This window comes from Bacillus sp. B19-2, from assembly GCF_022832475.1.
GTDB lineage: Bacteria > Bacillota > Bacilli > Bacillales > Bacillaceae > Bacillus > Bacillus paralicheniformis.
The window spans coordinates 148,191-163,691 of the sequence record NZ_JALHKQ010000001.1; the positions used below are offsets into that span (position 1 = coordinate 148,191).

Below are 15,501 nucleotides of genomic sequence, written 5' to 3' on the forward strand. Positions count from 1 at the left end.
CAGGGTGAATATACATGCGATACATATATACGGATACGGTAAATTTGCCAATCAGACATTTCGCCTGTCTCCTTCAAATCTGCATTTGGTCTACGGGCTCAATGAAGCAGGGAAAACGACGCTCATGTCGTTTATTGAAAGCGTGCTGTTCGGTTTTCCGAAGACGAAACGGTACGAGCCGAAAACGGGAGTCATTTACGGGGGGATGCTTGAGGTCGGGCACCCTGATTTGGGGCGGATCCGAATCGAACGGACGGCCGGAAAGCCTGAGCGGGTCACTGTTTATTTGGAAGACGGCAGCACGAAGCCGGAAGGTTTTTTAAATGAGCTGCTGTCAGGCGTCGACAGACAGCTGTATAAAGCGATCTACTCATTTGACGTGTTCGGCCTTCAGGAAATACATAAATTCAACCGTGACAAAATCGGCCGTTTTCTGCTGTTTTCGAGTCTGTTCGGCTCTGATGCGATTTCCAAGATGGATGCCGGCCTCGTGAAAAAGCAGGAAGAGCTGTTTAAACCGAACGGACGGAAGCCTGAGCTGAATCAGGAGCTCGACCGGTTAAAAAGGCTTTCCGAAGATTTGAAAAAGGCGAAAGCGCGGGAAGGCGACTACCACCGGCTGTTAAACGAAAAAAAAGGCGCTGAGGCGTCAATAAAGGAAAGCGGGCAACTGCTGAAAGATCTTGAGCACCTCGTCTCACAAATCGAGCAGGCCATTGAGATTCTGCCGGCGGCCGCCGAAAAACGCCAGCTGGAAGAGCAGCTCGCTTCTTTCGGCGGCTCAGGAGAAAGCCGTTTCCCCGAAGGCGGACTTTTTGAGCTCGAAAAGCTCGAATCCCACCTGCATCCAAAAGCCGCTCAGCTGAAGGCGCTGGAAGAAAAAAAGCGCCGTTTGGAACAGCGCGCCGCCGCTCTTGCACCGGCTGAAGACTTTCTCGAGCACGAAGCGGAAGAGCTTTTAAAAGCATATCCGTTTTACCAGTCGTATTCCGAAAAAATCGCGTCTTTGACTGATCAGCTTCACCAGATAAACGGACGCGTTCAAGCGGGACTTGAGCGCCTGCAAATCGAGGAATGCGATATCCTCAACGCGGACACCGCATATGAATACGAGTGGAAGCTGCAGGAAACCGCTCAGGCATACATCGAGCTGCGTGAACTGAAGCGGTCGCTTGACGAGCGGTTTGAGCAGGCGAGGGCTGATCTGGAGGAAGCTGAACAGGCCCACGCCGCTCTCAGCAATGAAGTGATGCCGGAAGATGTCCGCAAGCAAAAGGAAGAAAGCCTCAGCCGCCTTGCGTCCGCCGGCGGCCATGCCGGAAGGCGGGAAGAGCTGCTCCTTCAGCTGTCCTATCTGAAGCAAGAACAAAAGGTTCGGATGAAAAGAAGAAAGACCGCTTGTGCGGCAGCGCTTTGTGCTGCTTTTGCGGCAGCTTTTGCGGCGCTCTTTTTCAAGGAGTGGTTCCCGGGCGCTTTACTCGTACCGATCTTGCTCATAGTTGCCGCTGTTGTTCTAAAAAAGCCCGAGCCTTCCGCCGCAGCGGCTTTTATTCAAAAACAGCTGGACGACATTGAACGCAGCGGTTCAAAAAGCGGAGTGAGTGACAACGCTTTGAGGGAAGAGCTGTGGAAGGACGACCAAACCCGGCAGCTCCTCATCGCAAAACAAGCTGAGCTCAAACAGAGAGAAGCGGAATATGAAAGAGCGATTCAGAAGTTCGAGGCGTGGGAAAAGGATATCCGTCCGTATCAGGAGAAGACCGAACGCTATTTGAAAGAGTTGAACCTGTCAATCGACCCGTCATTTTTAGCCGATGCGTACGCTTTGATCAAGGAAGTCCGAGAGGAAATGTTGAAAAAGCGGGATTTCGAGAAAGAGCTGAGCCGCCTTCAGGCTAAAAAAGCATCCTTTGAAGCAGAATTGAGAAAGCTTGTCTCATCTCTCGGCCGCGCTGGCGAAAGCGTTCAAGAGCAGGTGTTTCAGCTGAAAAGCGCGCTTGATTCCCAAAAAGAAAAACTTCGGCAAAAACAGGAAGCGGACGTGTCTTTAAAGCATACCGCCGAACAAATCAAAGAGCTGACAAAAGAGACGGAATACTTCCAATCCCAAATTGGCGAACTCTTTCAAAAAGCAGGGGCGGACGGCCGTGAGATGTTCATCGGTCTGGCGAAGCGCGACCAAGCCAAAAAAGAATTAACAGCAAGGCTCGGGCAGCTCAAAAGAGAGCTCGGCAGGCAGGACGAGAAGGCCGTCATGCTCGCATCAGAACACTCTCTTGCAGAACTGAAAGGAAAGCTGGCCGAGACGCAGGAAAAAAGGGCCCGTATAGAAAATAAGCTTGCAGAAGAAAGACAAAAGGCGGCGAATGTCCATGCGGAACTGGTCAGACTTGAGGAATCGGGAGCGGTATCCGAGCTCGCCTATCAGACCGGAATGCAAAAAGAGCGGGTCGCCGAACTGGCCAAAAAGTGGGCCGCCGTCAAGCTGATCAGGCAGGCGGTCAAAAACAAGATCGATGAACATAAGGAGGTTCGGCTTCCGAAGCTGTTACAGACGGCTGAATCATTACTGAACCCATTGACTGCCGGGCAATACGAAAAAATTTATTTTTCTGAAACAGATGATTCCATAATGGTCATGCGGAAAGACGGGGCTGTTTTTTACGCCCACGAACTGTCCCAGGCAACTTGTGAACAGCTCTATTTAGCGATCCGATTCGCTCTGGCCCTCTCCCATCAAAAGGAAGTCAAATTGCCGTTCCAGTTGGATGACAGCTTTGTCCACTTTGACCGGGAGAGGTTTAAACAAGTGCTGAACATCTTAAAAAAGCTTTCAGGCGAAGATCAGCAAATCTTGTATTTTACGTGTCATGAACATGTAAGAGAAGCTTTTCACGACGAAGATGTGATTCTGCTGCCTTCTGTCATGAAAAAGGTGGAAGTGAAGGGTATAACTAACAAATAAAAGTGTGTGCTATAATGATTTTATGTAGGAAAACGGAGGGAGCTTTATCATGGCAAAAGGTATCATGCTGCACGAAGTTGGCGAGCAGGTGGATTTGTATTTGCTCATTAAATCGTCAACGAAAGGAATCGCGAGCAACGGGAAACCGTTTTTAACGCTGATGCTCCAGGATCAGTCCGGAGATATAGAAGCGAAGCTTTGGGACGCCAAACAGCAGGACGAAGTGACCTATGGCCCGCAGACGATCGTAAAAGTGGTCGGCGACATTCATCATTACCGCGGGCGGAACCAGCTGAAGCTGAGAAACATCAGACCTGCGGGCGAGAATGAAAATGTCAAAATCGATGACTTTCTTGAGACTGCACCGATTCCCAAAAACGAAATGATGGATGCGGTCACTCAATATATTTTTGAAATGAAAAACCCGAGTATTCAGCGAATCACGAGGCACCTCGTCAAAAAATACGGCAAGGAATTCATTGATTATCCGGCTGCGACGAAAAATCACCACGAGTTCGTATCAGGTCTCGCATACCATGTTGTCTCCATGCTGAACCTGGCCAAATCGGTCGCAGACCTGTATCCGTCGCTCGACCGCGACCTATTGTACGCAGGCGTTATTCTGCATGACCTTGGAAAAGTAAAAGAACTATCCGGACCGGTGTCCACGACCTATACTGTCGAGGGGAATCTGCTGGGGCACATTTCGATTATGGTGACAGAACTTGCAAAAGCAGCCGAAGAGCTTCAAATTGATTCAGAAGAAGTGCTGATTCTCCAGCATTTGATTTTAAGCCATCACGGCAAACCCGAATGGGGCAGTCCAAAGCCGCCGATGGTCAAGGAAGCGGAAATTCTTCACTATATCGACAACCTTGACGCGAAGATCAATATGATGGACAGAGCGCTCGAACGGGTCAAGCCTGGAGAATATACCGAACGCGTCTTTGCATTGGATAATCGTTCCTTTTATAAACCCGTTTTTCACAAATAAGCGTCATAACTTGTCTCCCTTTTGCATAATGTCTGATATACAGTTTATTCAAAAAGGGGGAAAAGCCGTGCTGCTGTTTCCGTGGTGGGTGTACCTTTGCATCGTCGGCATTATTTTCAGCGCCTATAAGCTGATGACGACGGCAAAGGAAGAGGAAAAGATCGATCAGGCTTTTATCGAAAAAGAAGGCCGCATTTATATCGAACGGATGGAAAAAGAAAAAGCACAGCGCATGAAGCGTTCATTGGATGAAGATCAAGAACAGCATGAAAAATCGGCTGACAGTCATTCCATCGCATAAAAAAAGCTGTCCGGCCCCGCGAGGGGAGGACAGCTTTTTTGGCGTCAGCTGCTGCTGCTTGTCTGAGCTTGGCGCTGGTCGACTTGTTTTTTCAACTCTTTGTCTTTTACTTTTAAATCAGCATCTTTGACAAGTTTGTCAATGACAGATTGCAGTTCAGTTTGATCGTTTTGCTTTTGTTCTTGGACCTCTTTTTTGAGCTCTTTTTTCATGTCTTCATATTTGCCGCGCTCTTCGTCTTTCTTAATGATGTGATAGCCGAATTGCGATTTCACAGGGCCGCTGATTTCGCCGGTTTTCAAAGCAAATGCCGCTTTGACGAAATCCTTGTCCATGTTATCGTCCTTGCCGACCCATCCGAGGTCGCCGCCTTTTTCGGCTGTTCCGTCAGTTGAATACTCTTTTGCAAGGTCTTCGAATTTTTCGCCTTTTTTCAGCTTTTTCTCAACTTCTTCAGCCGTTTTCTTTTCCTTCACAAGAATGTGGCTTAAGTGGATTTTGCCTTTCAGGCCGTCATAATATTCTTTTACGTCATCATCGGTTACTTTTATGTTATCCTTTGCGGCTTTTTGCATGAGAAGTTCGTATTTGATCTGTTCTTTGACGAAGTCTTCGCCTTTCTGGTCAATGAGCTGGTTGAGCTGGTCACCCATCGATTTTTTGTACTCGTTCAGCTTTTTGTCGATTTCTTTGTCGGAGACATCGTATTTATCGTCGAGTACTTTTTGCTGAACAAGCATGTTCAGTGCGTCCGCTCCGGCATTGTCTTTTAATGTTTGATAAAGGTCTTCTTTTGTAATATTTCCAGCTTTTGTTTCTGCAACAACCTCAGAGTCTCCCCCGCTGCATGCGCTGAGAGCCAGCACACTTGTCGCTGTAATCGCCGCAATTGCAATCTTCTTCATAAATGCAAACACTCCTAATCATAACAGTTTAAACTTTCCTTTGAATTGTATCATATCATATTCTGACATGCTGTAAAAAGATTTTCAACAGAGGGGCATCCGTCTAGTCAAATTTTCTTTCCGCTCATACAAATATATTGATCAAGAAAAGGAGGTCAATAACATGAGCGGAGGATACTCAAGCGGTTTTGCTTTATTGGTCGTGTTGTTCATTTTATTAATCATCGTTGGTGCAGCTTATCTGTACTAAAACCTTAGAAAATGAGAAAAGAACCGTTATTTTTTCAGGCGGTTCTTTTCTTTTGGACGATAGCCTAAGCGTTTCATGACATTCGTGCATACACTAATGTAACGACTGGGGCAGAGGAGGTGTCAATATGGGCGACGGTTATGCAGGAGGTTTCGCTGGCGGCTTTGCGCTGCTTGTGGTACTGTTCATCTTATTAATTATTATTGGTGCTTCTTGGATATGCTAATCAACAAAAGGATAGCTGCCGGATCAATACGATCGGCAGCTATCCTTTTTTTCTTTACACCGTAAAGGAAATCTCAATGAATGATGAGATCAATAAAATTAAGATCAGCACATTAATCATTCTAAACACCTTATCCTGCCGTTCTTCAGGAATCTCTCTGACAAGGCATAAAGAGTTTGTAAGCTTGTTTATGTTGAAGACAGTAAAAACCGCAAACAAGATGAAATAAAAAAGGATGATAGGAGATCCCCCTCTCTGTTTCTGCTCCATACTACATTACCAAATATTTATTAAAAAAGATAGAAAATAGACTGAAAAAAAGGATTTTCCAAGTACCGAGCGGCTGGATTATTTTTGTATTAAAATATCAAAATCGTCGGCTTCCTGATCGACATAGCAGTTTTTAGGCGCTTTGATCAGTTTCCAGGCGAACAGAAAATCAGGCAGACAATAGCCGAAATGAATGCTTGAAATGATGCAGAAATAATGAGCAAAGCTCGGCATCACAGCCCCCGCGTAAAATAAAGCAGGCGTGATGACGAAAAAAGGGCAGAGAAGAGAGACAAGCATCGTGTTTTTTGGAACTTCTCTCCATGTTCTCATTTTCAACCAATAAATCTTTTTTTCTAATTTTTTCTTGCTGATCACCGGCAAGATATGAAGAATTTTATGGGCAATTATAGCCGCAACCAAAAGTCCTGCAAACAAAAGGGCATGATCGCCTCTCTGAACAGTTTGCGGATGAATCAGCTGCATCGCTAAATATTCGGGAATAAAAAATAAAATCATTAAACTGACGGCAGTGAGCACGATGCGCATGCCTCCATAATCTTTAACGAGATTGATGGTTTTCCAGCAACTCATAAATGACATCCTTCCGTTTCAACAAACTTTATATGAAATCCTCAGAATAATTTACTCCTCTGGATGAGAAAAATCAATCCCTTTTCCGAAAAAAATTTCGTCATTTTCCAAAGAATTTAGAAGGGTGTAAAAGGAACAGAAATCTCCCGTGTTGAACTTTCATCAGAAGGGAATATCGGCTAAAATAAGAGAAAGGGAGAGAAGGGACAAATATGAACTCTATCGAGCAACGCCTTGAGCGGCTGGAATATTACATCAAACTGTTATTGAACAATGCGGATATGGAAGAGTATCCGTATTATAAAATGTTGATCGAAAAGGGCTTATCAGAGGAAGAAGCAAAGGAAACGGAAAAGCTGTGCGAAGAGCTCTCAAAGGAGCTTGAAGCACAAAAAGCGCAAGGATATGTGATGTTCGATCATCTCCTCACGCTTTTTGCGGGACAGTTAAATGAAAAACTTGAAGTGCACGAAACGATTTTCGCCCTTCACAGACAAGGTCTGTACAAACCGCTGATGAGCGAATTCGTCAGCATAATCAGGCAATACGATCTGGCTTAGTTTTTAAGAGGCTCAAGCGGTTTGTCCATCTCTATCGATTCCCCGGCTTCTTTTGCTTCTTGTTTTTTCTTCATTTTGCCCTCTTCGCTCGTAAATTCACTTTCGATGTTTGAAAACGATTTTTCGAAAATTTCCATGAAATCATCGCCGTAAATATGGCGGATGATCGACATCATCTCGACGATTTCTGGAAACTTCCCGTACAGCTGATGAAGGGGCTGAGCGCCTTTTAAGACGGCATTTCGGGTCGGATCGTAAGACTCGAGGATTTTAAGGAAAACGTCTTCACCTTTCGGAGTCAGCTGAATGTAAGTGTTTCGTTTGTCATTCAATTTTTTAGAAAACTCCAGGTAACCTCTTTCCTCAAGTTTTTTTGAAAAATTAAACGCTGTGGATACGTGCATGACGCCGAACTTGGCGATTTCTGAAATGGATGCACCGTTCAGCTGGTAGGCGATCCACAAAATATGATGCTCGTTAATGTTCAGATCATAAGGTTTAATCCACTGCTGCCAATCCTTTTCTATTGACTTCCAAAGCGCTTTGCTAAGCTGTGCCATTCTTTGACTGAATAAAAGGGCTTCTTTCACCGTATAGGGCTCTTCCGCTCGATTCATTCACTTCACCTGCTTCTCTTTATCTTATAATTTCTATTATGCCAATAAAATAAAGATTAATAAAGATGTAAATTTACGAAATTTTTAAAAAATCCAGCTTTACGGTGTGAAATCAGGATTTTACCCAAAAAAAGAGCGTGAAAATTTTCCATTCACACCCCTTTTTTAAGGTTCATTTTTTTCGCTGAGTATATTAGTTTTGTAAGGTTTTCTCCAGCTGTTTTATCTTTTCTTCAATCTCAGCGATTTCCTTTTTTAAGTCCTGCTGGTGAGGTTTGATTTCCTCGCGCCATTCCTGAATGGACGTTTGCAGTTCGCTGCCGACGTCTTTGATGATTTCCGCGCCTTCTATGGCGGTTTTGACGAATTGCTCTTTTAATGCGATTCCGTCGTTTTTCAGCCTTTTGACGGTGTCTTCCCATTTACCGCAGTTGGCTTTAAGCTGTCCTCTCAAGTTTTTTCCTGAAGTCGGTGCGGTCAGCAATGCTGCAACACCGCCGATAACACCGCCTACAATCAGTCCGGCTGCTAAAGATCGGCCTTTTGACATGTACATCACCCCGGTTATATTTTTAAAGATCAGGCTTGGCAGGCGCCCGTCTTCTCATGATTAGATATTGGCGTCCGAGCCGAGCCATCCGTTTTTCTTCTTAGAAACTTCTGCATAGCTTGCTTTATTTTAGCATACTTTTTTAAAAAGGAGGGAGAGGGTTGTCTGTCATTATCATTGTTTTGACAATTTTAAGTGCTGTATTTACCGCCGGCTCCTTTTATTATTTAAGGCTTCTCGGATATTCTGCATCTTACCCGCCGAAACGCATTCTTAAACAAAAAGCGCTTTTTTGCACGGGAAGTGCAGGATTGGCGCTCCTGCTCCTTTTTTTTATTCAGCTTCTTATATAAAATATCGGGCGGATTCCCCTTTTTTTGACCATCAAAACGAAAAAAACCTCTTCAAAAAAAGGATATCCCTTTTCAAGAAGAGGTTCTGGTTTTATTTGACTTGTTCAATCAGCCTTGAGCGCTTCATGATCGACTGCACGATCGGGAAGATGACCGCCATGGCGATCGTGTTGATCAAGGCAGCAGGTAAAACGACAACAGAAAACAGAGTGATGAACCCCTGGTTTCCAGGCAGGCCGACGATGAACAGCGCAGCCGTAAGGAAAATGGTTCCGGAAAGAACCGTTCCTGCAGCAGTTAATCCGGCGGCGGCAAGCGTTTTGCTGTTCAGCTTTTTCACAAGCAGAAATACGCCGAAGAACATCAAGGCTGTTAGCGGTTTGTCGATGATGTTGGGCAGCTGTCCTCCAGGAAAAGCCGTCGTCAACGCGGAAATGACGCCTGTCACGATTCCGATGACGAGAACATTTTGCAATCTAGGGAACAAAAGGATTCCCATAAACATCATGATCAGCATCATATCCGGCTTCATTCCGTAGAAAAAAGGCGGAATCACAGCGTGAAGCGCCGCTCCAATGGCGACAAACAGGGCCATAGCGACTAATTCTTTTGTTTTCATATCTATTCTCTCCTCGTCTAGGCTCTTTTTACGCTTTCCAATAATATGCTCGTCATTTATTGCGAAAGCTTTCTAGTAGTATATCAAACTTTCGAAGGAATGGGGAAGCCTTTTTCGCCATTTTCCATCATCAGGATAACCATCAGTTTTCTTCGCGGAATTTCTTCATAAAGGCCGCCAGCTTTTCGCAGTCTTCAACCGATACGGCATTGTAAATCGAAGCGCGGCAGCCTCCGACCGAACGGTGTCCGCCAAGCCCTGACATTTTTTCTTCCTTTGCCTTTGCGATGAATGATGCTGTCAGCTCATCATTTTTGAGCGTAAAAGTGACGTTCATGTTTGAGCGGCTGTCTTCTCTCGCATGGCCGCGGTAGAATCCGCCGCTTTCGTCGATCGCGCTGTATAGAATACCGGCCTTTTCGCGATTGCGTTTCTCAATGGCATCTAGGCCTCCTTTTTCCTTGAGCCACTCCAGCACGAGAGACAGCATATAAATCGCAAAAGTCGGAGGGGTATTGTAGAGCGAATCCGCTTTGGCATGTGTTGAGTACTTCAGGATTTTGGCAACTTGCTCGTTTTCTTTGCCGAGCCAGTCTTTTTTCATGATGACAACGGTCACCCCTGACGGTCCGAGGTTTTTCTGCGCGCCGGCATAGATGATGTCAAATTGGGAAACATCGATTTTTCTGCTTAAAATATCGCTGGACATATCAGCGACAACCGGAATCGGAGCGTCAGGGAACTTTTGCCACTGCGTTCCGAAGATCGTGTTGTTGGAAGTCAGGTGGAGGTAAGCCCCGTCTGCCGGAATCTCCGGTACTTCGGGAATATAGCTGTACGTATCTTCTTTACTGGACGCGATGATCGATGTGTTTCCGAAGAGCTTCGCTTCGGCCAGCGCTTTTTCAGACCAGGCGCCTGTCATCATGAAGTGGGCCGTTTTGTCTTTGGAGAGGAAGTTCATCGGAATCATTGAGAACTGAAGGCTTGCTCCGCCTTGCAGAAACATGATTTCATAATCATCAGGTATGTCCATCAGTTCCTTTAACAGAGCTTTCGCTTTTTGATGAACGGCGTCATACTCTTTGCTGCGGTGGGACAGCTCCATCACGGACATCCCCGCACCGTTGAAATCAAGAAATTCGTCTTTCGCCTTTTGCAGTACTTCTAAAGGCAGTGCTGCCGGTCCTGCGTTAAAGTTCGTTGTACGTATCATCACAATCGCTCCCTGTTCATGTATAAAAATATAAAACAATCCTATCATAAAAGGTTCCGGTTATACATAAAAAATTTGAATTGTGTGAAATATAGAGCAAGTCTGTTTAGCCGTGCCGGGCGATCTGAAAAATGTGGAGTTTTTTTGAACGAAAAAAAGACGCCGGCAGCTGCCGGCGCCCTTGGACAATGTCTCGATTACAGGTGCTTGTTGATGGAAGCTGCAATGTTCTGCAAGTCTTCCGGTGAATAGTCGTCCGCATGTGTTTTCCAGACGGCTCCGAATCCGTCTCCTTTGCCGTAGCGGGGGATGATGTGCATGTGATAGTGGAAGACGGACTGCCCCGCTTTTTCGCCATTGTTATTCAGAAGGTTTAAGCCGATCGGCTCGTATTCGTCTTTGATAGCTTGGGCGATTTTCGGAACCGCTTCAAAAAATTCCCTTGAAACATCAGGTGTCATTTCGTAAATATTGGTTTTATGAACTTTTGGAATCACAAGCGTGTGCCCTTTTGTGACTTGGCTGATGTCGAGAAAAGCCAGCACATGTTCATTTTCAAATACCTTTGCACAAGGGATTTCTCCGTTTATGATTTTGCAGAAAATACAGTCGCTCATACTTTTCCTCCTTTTTCCATTAGGGAAAGGTTATGTATAAGCAACATATTACCACAATTTGCGTGAAAACACGAAAAACAGGATGAACGGCTCCAACGTTCACCCTGCCTGAAGAAGGTACGCTTTAATGAAGAAACGTTAACTGCCTTTTGCAAGCACCCCATTTTCGTCAAAATGAAAGCTTGTAACGCCTATACATTTCCTGCGACAAACACCTCATTTGATCGTCACACCTTTTTTATATGACGGAGATGTCAAATAAAACAGGTGCTTTCTCAATTCAGTGGATGAAAGAAATTTCTAAGCTTGACATGTTTCATACTCAGGAACTCTTGCCGATTTTGTCTTTGACAAACACCTCATTCGCCAGAGTTGATAAGCTTTCCCTTCTTCAAGAATTAGAATGTCCTGATGCGCATTCGATTATTCGTTTTATTTTAAGGCCGAAAAGCGGGAGGGAAAACGTTTCAAATACATTCTTGTTTTTGGTACTATTAAGAAAAATGCATGAAAGGAACGAACGTATGTCACTACTGACTGTTAATGAGTTAACTGGAGGGTATACAAGAAACCCGGTGCTGCGCGATGTTTCATTTGCGATTGAACGGGAGCAGATCGTCGGGCTGATCGGTTTGAACGGAGCGGGGAAAAGCACGACGATCCGGCATATCATCGGCTTAATGGAACCGCACAAAGGATCGGTTGAATTGAACGGCAAAACGTTCATGGACGATCCGGAAAGCTATCGTTCCCAATTTACGTTTATTCCGGAAACGCCGATTTTATATGAAGAGCTGACATTGAAGGAGCATTTGGAGCTGACGGCGATGGCGTACGGCCTTTCCAAGGAAACGTTGGAGAAAAGGCTTCCGCCGCTTTTGAAAGAATTCAGAATGGAAAAGCGCCTGAAATGGTTCCCCGCCCACTTTTCAAAAGGAATGAAGCAGAAGGTTATGATCATGTGCGCTTTCCTTGTCGAACCCGACCTGTACATTATAGATGAACCGTTTCTCGGTCTTGATCCGCTGGCGATCAATGCCCTTCTTGAGCGGATGAACGAAGCGAAGAAAAACGGCGCGGCCGTTTTGATGTCGACGCATATTTTGGCAACGGCAGAGCGGTATTGCGACTCCTTCATTATTCTCCATAACGGCGAAGTGCGGGCGAAAGGAACGCTTGATGAGCTCAGGGAACAGTTTTCGATGGAAGAAGCGAGCCTCGACGACCTGTATCTTGAACTGACGAAGGAAGAGAGCTATGAATAGCATTCTGGGGATTTGGAAGACAAGAATTGAGGAGTATGTCAAAGAAACAAGATCATATTTGAAGTACATGCTGAATGACCACCTTGTCATCGTCATGATTTTTTTCCTTGCAGGAGCTGCGAGCTGGTACAGCAAATGGCTGAAAGAGATGCCGGAAGGTTTTCCCGCCTATTGGGTGATGGCCGTCATCTTTTCGTTCATTTTGACAGGCTCTTACGTCCGCACGCTGATTAAAGAAGCGGACCTCGTCTTTTTGCTGCCGCTCGAAGCAAAGATGGAGCCGTATTTTCAGCAGGCTTTCCGATTCAGTTTGTTGACGCAGCTGTTTCCGCTGGCCGCCGCGGCCCTCGCTTTGGCGCCGCTCTATCTTGAAGCGAGCGGCAAGGCTTTTTCCGCATACTTCATCTTGCTGATTCAACTGCTCGTCTTAAAAGGATGGAACACGGCGATGCAATGGCGGATGACGTTTTTCGGCGAAAAAAACATGAGGGTCACCGACTGGATTGTCAGACTGCTTCTCAACACGATCGCGATCTATTTCGCTTTAGCGTCTTCATACGGATTTGCAGCAGCTGTCTACCTGATCATGGCCGCCCTGTATGTGTATTTTAAAATGATTGATAAGAAAAAATCGTTTAAATGGGAGCTGCATATTGAAGACGAAATCAGAAGAAAGCAGCGGTTCTACAGAATTGCGAACCTATTCACAGACGTTCCCCATCTTAGAAAGCAGGCGAAAAGAAGAGCATATCTCGATTGGATGCTCCGGTTTATTCCGTATGAACAGCGCCGGACATTTACATATATGTACGGAAGGGCCTTTATCAGATCAAACGACTATTTCGGCATCGTCGTCAGACTGACCGCAATTTTTGGTATCATCATCGCTTATTTTTCGACATATGAGTGGGTTTCTGCCGCACTCATCGTCTTTACCGTATTCATTACAGGAATTCAGCTGACGCCGCTGTTTGATCATTTCTCACACTTGTCATTGCAGGAGCTTTATCCCGTCAAAGCGGAAGAAAAGCGGAAGAGCTTTTTCGGCTTGCTTCACATTGTTCTGAGCGTCCAGGCGCTTGTTTTGTCTGCTGTTGCCGGAGCCATGATGCAGTGGACCGGGATGCTCGCCGGACTGGCCGGCTCCGCATTGCTTATTTTTGTAATTTTGAAGCCTTATTTCAGCAGCAGATTAAAGAAAAATGCCAAGAGATCATGAATCCTTTTCTTTTTAAGCAAGTATCATGAAAGAAGAGGTGAGTGGCGCATGAATGAAAACCAGCTTTATTTGGAGGAAGCGATCCGCTGGAAAATGAAGTTTCTCAGAAAGCCGTCGATGGCTGAGCGGATGTCGAAAGGCGTGCAGTCGAAAATCAACGCCCGCATTCCCGCCAAAGTTCACAAAGCGATAACAGAAAGCATTAAAAAGATGGTCGAGGCCACTTTGCTCGGCTCGAATTTGACGACTTTTGACAAGAAAACAGGCGCGCTTTCGCTAAGGGAAAAAGATGAGCTGGCTCAGAAGACGATCGCCCAGTATCAAAAGGCGGCTGCAGTTGAAGGGATGGGAACAGGTGCAGGCGGGATTTTTCTCGGACTGGCGGACTTTCCGCTTTTGCTCGGCATCAAAATGAAATGCCTGTTTGAATTGGCGTCGATTTACGGATACGATATTAAGGAGAAAGAAGAGCGGATGTTTCTTCTGTATATTTTTCAGCTCGCCTTCTCCGGGGAAGCGCACCGAAAAGAAATTTTCCGCATGATTGAACATTGGGAAACCGAAAAGCGCGAAATCGATTGGCAGGCTTTTCAGCAGGAATACCGGGACTATCTCGATCTTGTCAAGCTGTTTCAGCTTGTGCCGGGCTTCGGCGCGGTCATAGGCGGAACGGCTAACTATAAGCTGCTTGGGCATCTTGGGGAAACAGCGAGGCACGTTTTCCATATGAGGTTGATACATGAGACAGCCGGATATTGATGATCCGGCTGTTTTTTGCTTTTTCGGCTGTTACATTGCAGGCGTTTCGCGGGGCGCCTGCTCTTTCTCCTGATAGGAGATCGCGGCATTTGCCAGCACCTTGGCTGCGATCAGCAGCGCTTTTTCATCAAGATCGAATTTCGGATGGTGATGGGGAAACACCGCGTCTGGATTTTCAGGACGGGCGCCTGTAAAGAAGAATGTCCCTTTGACGTGCTCCAGGTAGTAAGCGAAATCTTCCCCGCCCATTTGCATGCCGCTTTCCTCGACGTTTTCGACGCCTTCTGTCTGTTTGGCGATGTTTGCGAGAAAAGCCGTTTCTTCCGGATGGTTGCAGACAGGCGGATAGCCTCTTTCAAAGGAATAGTCACAGTCAGCGCCATGCATGCCGCATATCCCTTTTGCAATCTGTTCAATTTCGTTTTCAATCAAGGTGCGGATTTCTTCATTGAATGAACGCGCCGTCCCGATTAAAACGGCTTTATCAGCGATGACATTAAAGGAGTTTTCGGCAACAAATGAACCTATCGAAACGACTGCCGGCTGAGTCGGATCGAGCCTGCGGCTGACAATCTGCTGGAGTGAAGCGACGATCTGCGATCCGATCAACACGGCGTCTTTTGTTTTATGAGGCTGTGCGCCATGCCCGCCTTTGCCTTTAATCGTAATCGTAAAACGGTCCGCAGCGGCCATGATCGGTCCTGTTCGATATTGAACGGTTCCCGTCGGCTCTGTAGCCCACAAATGGGTTCCGAAAATCACGTCAACACCGTCAAGACAGCCGTCTTCAATCATCGGCCTGGCTCCGCCCGGCGAATATTCCTCGGCGTGCTGATGGATGAGGACGATCTTTCCTTTTAAACGGTCGGCATGTTCATTCAAAATTTTCGCGAGGACGAGCAGGGTGGCCGTGTGCCCGTCGTGTCCGCAGGCATGCATCACTCCCGGCACCGTCGACCGGTAAGTTACATCTTTTTCATCATGAATGGGCAGCGCGTCAAAATCGGCTCGAAGCGCAATGACGGGGCCGGGCGATCCGCCTTCGATGTGCGCGAGAACTCCGCCTCCGCCGACATTGGTGCGGATAGGAATACCGAGCGCTTCATAGTAAGAAGCGATAAATGCGGCTGTTTTCTTTTCTTGAAAAGAAAGCTCCGGGTGCTGATGAAAATGGCGCCTCAATTTGACCATTTCATCGTAGTGGGCATCAAGCTGCTCATT

Annotated in this window: 19 protein-coding genes; 10 read left to right on the forward strand and 9 right to left on the reverse strand. The window is 46.2% G+C overall.

Annotated elements, in window-relative coordinates:
- The first annotated feature begins 4 nt into the window (after nucleotides 1-4).
- The 3 genes from MST20_RS00820 (at nucleotide 5) to MST20_RS00830 (ending at nucleotide 4,260) form a co-directional block, all read left to right on the forward strand.
- Nucleotides 5-2,965 (forward strand): AAA family ATPase, encoded by a 2,961-nt coding sequence (locus tag MST20_RS00820; RefSeq protein ID WP_243939406.1) that lies wholly within the window; start codon nucleotides 5-7, stop codon nucleotides 2,963-2,965.
- Between the two features lie 49 nt (nucleotides 2,966-3,014).
- A complete protein-coding gene (gene yhaM / locus MST20_RS00825) occupies nucleotides 3,015-3,959 on the forward strand; it encodes a 3'-5' exoribonuclease YhaM (protein WP_243939408.1) in 945 nt (314 codons plus the stop codon).
- Nucleotides 3,960-4,026: 67 nt separating this feature from the next.
- Entirely contained in the window at nucleotides 4,027-4,260 is a 234-nt protein-coding gene (locus MST20_RS00830) for a sporulation YhaL family protein (RefSeq protein WP_020450792.1), read from the forward strand.
- 44 nt (nucleotides 4,261-4,304) lie between these two features.
- Here the strand turns inward: MST20_RS00830 and MST20_RS00835 are convergent, their stop codons facing one another.
- Entirely contained in the window at nucleotides 4,305-5,165 is an 861-nt protein-coding gene (locus MST20_RS00835) for a peptidylprolyl isomerase (protein WP_003180243.1), read from the reverse strand.
- 163 nt (nucleotides 5,166-5,328) lie between these two features.
- Between MST20_RS00835 and MST20_RS00840 the strand changes: the two genes are divergently transcribed.
- Both MST20_RS00840 and MST20_RS00845 read left to right on the forward strand, forming a co-directional pair.
- Nucleotides 5,329-5,415, forward strand: a complete 87-nt coding sequence (locus MST20_RS00840; protein WP_003180245.1) for a YjcZ family sporulation protein — start codon at nucleotides 5,329-5,331, stop codon at nucleotides 5,413-5,415.
- 127 nt (nucleotides 5,416-5,542) lie between these two features.
- On the forward strand, nucleotides 5,543-5,641 hold the full coding sequence (locus MST20_RS00845; RefSeq protein WP_003180247.1) for a YjcZ family sporulation protein: 99 nt from the start codon (nucleotides 5,543-5,545) through the stop codon (nucleotides 5,639-5,641).
- A 54-nt stretch (nucleotides 5,642-5,695) separates the two neighbouring features.
- On the opposite strand, the gene MST20_RS00850 is transcribed toward MST20_RS00845, so the two are convergent.
- Together MST20_RS00850 and MST20_RS00855 are read right to left on the reverse strand one after the other, a co-directional pair.
- Entirely contained in the window at nucleotides 5,696-5,911 is a 216-nt protein-coding gene (locus MST20_RS00850; protein WP_003180249.1) for a hypothetical protein, read from the reverse strand.
- 78 nt (nucleotides 5,912-5,989) lie between these two features.
- A complete protein-coding gene (locus MST20_RS00855; protein WP_075754797.1) occupies nucleotides 5,990-6,505 on the reverse strand; it encodes a DUF3267 domain-containing protein in 516 nt (171 codons plus the stop codon).
- A 212-nt stretch (nucleotides 6,506-6,717) separates the two neighbouring features.
- Between MST20_RS00855 and MST20_RS00860 the strand changes: the two genes are divergently transcribed.
- Nucleotides 6,718-7,065 (forward strand): YhaI family protein, encoded by a 348-nt coding sequence (locus tag MST20_RS00860; RefSeq protein ID WP_243939410.1) that lies wholly within the window; start codon nucleotides 6,718-6,720, stop codon nucleotides 7,063-7,065.
- Here the strand turns inward: MST20_RS00860 and MST20_RS00865 are convergent.
- On the reverse strand, nucleotides 7,062-7,682 hold the full coding sequence (locus MST20_RS00865) for an HTH-type transcriptional regulator Hpr (protein ID WP_020450797.1): 621 nt from the start codon (nucleotides 7,680-7,682) through the stop codon (nucleotides 7,062-7,064). The two genes, MST20_RS00860 and MST20_RS00865, sit on opposite strands and share 4 nt — an antisense overlap.
- A 193-nt stretch (nucleotides 7,683-7,875) precedes the next feature.
- Complete coding sequence (locus tag MST20_RS00870) at nucleotides 7,876-8,232, reverse strand: YtxH domain-containing protein (RefSeq protein ID WP_003180256.1); 357 nt, start codon at nucleotides 8,230-8,232, stop codon at nucleotides 7,876-7,878.
- A gap of 161 nt (nucleotides 8,233-8,393) precedes the next feature.
- Here MST20_RS00870 and yhzF point away from each other — a divergent pair, with 161 nt between their 5' ends.
- Nucleotides 8,394-8,585 (forward strand): membrane protein YhzF, encoded by a 192-nt coding sequence (gene yhzF / locus MST20_RS00875; protein ID WP_020450798.1) that lies wholly within the window; start codon nucleotides 8,394-8,396, stop codon nucleotides 8,583-8,585.
- Between the two features lie 91 nt (nucleotides 8,586-8,676).
- On the opposite strand, the gene MST20_RS00880 is transcribed toward yhzF, so the two are convergent.
- The 3 genes from MST20_RS00880 to MST20_RS00890 form a co-directional block, all read right to left on the reverse strand.
- Nucleotides 8,677-9,204, reverse strand: coding sequence for a tryptophan transporter (locus MST20_RS00880; protein WP_020450799.1), 528 nt, complete (start codon nucleotides 9,202-9,204; stop codon nucleotides 8,677-8,679).
- 142 nt (nucleotides 9,205-9,346) lie between these two features.
- Complete coding sequence (serC, locus tag MST20_RS00885) at nucleotides 9,347-10,420, reverse strand: 3-phosphoserine/phosphohydroxythreonine transaminase (RefSeq protein WP_106070778.1); 1,074 nt, start codon at nucleotides 10,418-10,420, stop codon at nucleotides 9,347-9,349.
- A gap of 197 nt (nucleotides 10,421-10,617) precedes the next feature.
- Nucleotides 10,618-11,037, reverse strand: coding sequence for an HIT family protein (locus tag MST20_RS00890; protein ID WP_020450801.1), 420 nt, complete (start codon nucleotides 11,035-11,037; stop codon nucleotides 10,618-10,620).
- A 524-nt stretch (nucleotides 11,038-11,561) separates the two neighbouring features.
- On the opposite strand from MST20_RS00890, the gene MST20_RS00895 reads away from it, so the two are divergent.
- From MST20_RS00895 to MST20_RS00905, 3 genes are read left to right on the forward strand one after another with little or no spacing between them, the layout of a single operon-like run.
- Entirely contained in the window at nucleotides 11,562-12,302 is a 741-nt protein-coding gene (locus MST20_RS00895) for an ABC transporter ATP-binding protein (RefSeq protein WP_106070777.1), read from the forward strand.
- Complete coding sequence (locus MST20_RS00900; protein ID WP_243939412.1) at nucleotides 12,295-13,521, forward strand: ABC transporter permease; 1,227 nt, start codon at nucleotides 12,295-12,297, stop codon at nucleotides 13,519-13,521. The genes MST20_RS00895 and MST20_RS00900 overlap by 8 nt, the downstream gene beginning before the upstream one ends.
- A 48-nt stretch (nucleotides 13,522-13,569) precedes the next feature.
- Nucleotides 13,570-14,280 carry an EcsC family protein gene (locus tag MST20_RS00905; protein WP_243939414.1) on the forward strand — a complete coding sequence of 237 codons (711 nt, stop codon included), beginning with the start codon at nucleotides 13,570-13,572 and terminating at the stop codon, nucleotides 14,278-14,280.
- 30 nt (nucleotides 14,281-14,310) lie between these two features.
- Here MST20_RS00905 and MST20_RS00910 read toward each other — a convergent pair whose 3' ends face one another.
- Nucleotides 14,311-15,471, reverse strand: coding sequence for a M20 family metallopeptidase (locus tag MST20_RS00910; RefSeq protein WP_243941115.1), 1,161 nt, complete (start codon nucleotides 15,469-15,471; stop codon nucleotides 14,311-14,313).
- Between the last annotated feature and the right edge of the window lie 30 nt (nucleotides 15,472-15,501).

What these genes read in the sequence shown, in the direction of transcription:
- yhaM (WP_243939408.1), top strand. Translation starts at nt 3,015, where the DNA reads ATGGCAAAAGGTATCATGCTGCACGAAGTTGGCGAGCAGGTGGATTTG.
- MST20_RS00895 (WP_106070777.1), top strand. Translation starts at nt 11,562, where the DNA reads ATGTCACTACTGACTGTTAATGAGTTAACTGGAGGGTATACAAGAAAC.
- MST20_RS00870 (WP_003180256.1), bottom strand. Translation starts at nt 8,232, where the DNA reads ATGTCAAAAGGCCGATCTTTAGCAGCCGGACTGATTGTAGGCGGTGTT.
- MST20_RS00855 (WP_075754797.1), bottom strand. Translation starts at nt 6,505, where the DNA reads ATGAGTTGCTGGAAAACCATCAATCTCGTTAAAGATTATGGAGGCATG.
- MST20_RS00845 (WP_003180247.1), top strand. Translation starts at nt 5,543, where the DNA reads ATGGGCGACGGTTATGCAGGAGGTTTCGCTGGCGGCTTTGCGCTGCTT.
- MST20_RS00890 (WP_020450801.1), bottom strand. Translation starts at nt 11,037, where the DNA reads ATGAGCGACTGTATTTTCTGCAAAATCATAAACGGAGAAATCCCTTGT.
- MST20_RS00850 (WP_003180249.1), bottom strand. Translation starts at nt 5,911, where the DNA reads ATGGAGCAGAAACAGAGAGGGGGATCTCCTATCATCCTTTTTTATTTC.
- MST20_RS00835 (WP_003180243.1), bottom strand. Translation starts at nt 5,165, where the DNA reads ATGAAGAAGATTGCAATTGCGGCGATTACAGCGACAAGTGTGCTGGCT.
- MST20_RS00865 (WP_020450797.1), bottom strand. Translation starts at nt 7,682, where the DNA reads ATGAATCGAGCGGAAGAGCCCTATACGGTGAAAGAAGCCCTTTTATTC.
- MST20_RS00840 (WP_003180245.1), top strand. Translation starts at nt 5,329, where the DNA reads ATGAGCGGAGGATACTCAAGCGGTTTTGCTTTATTGGTCGTGTTGTTC.
- serC (WP_106070778.1), bottom strand. Translation starts at nt 10,420, where the DNA reads ATGATACGTACAACGAACTTTAACGCAGGACCGGCAGCACTGCCTTTA.
- MST20_RS00880 (WP_020450799.1), bottom strand. Translation starts at nt 9,204, where the DNA reads ATGAAAACAAAAGAATTAGTCGCTATGGCCCTGTTTGTCGCCATTGGA.
- MST20_RS00910 (WP_243941115.1), bottom strand. Translation starts at nt 15,471, where the DNA reads ATGGTCAAATTGAGGCGCCATTTTCATCAGCACCCGGAGCTTTCTTTT.
- MST20_RS00905 (WP_243939414.1), top strand. Translation starts at nt 13,570, where the DNA reads ATGAATGAAAACCAGCTTTATTTGGAGGAAGCGATCCGCTGGAAAATG.
- MST20_RS00860 (WP_243939410.1), top strand. Translation starts at nt 6,718, where the DNA reads ATGAACTCTATCGAGCAACGCCTTGAGCGGCTGGAATATTACATCAAA.
- MST20_RS00900 (WP_243939412.1), top strand. Translation starts at nt 12,295, where the DNA reads ATGAATAGCATTCTGGGGATTTGGAAGACAAGAATTGAGGAGTATGTC.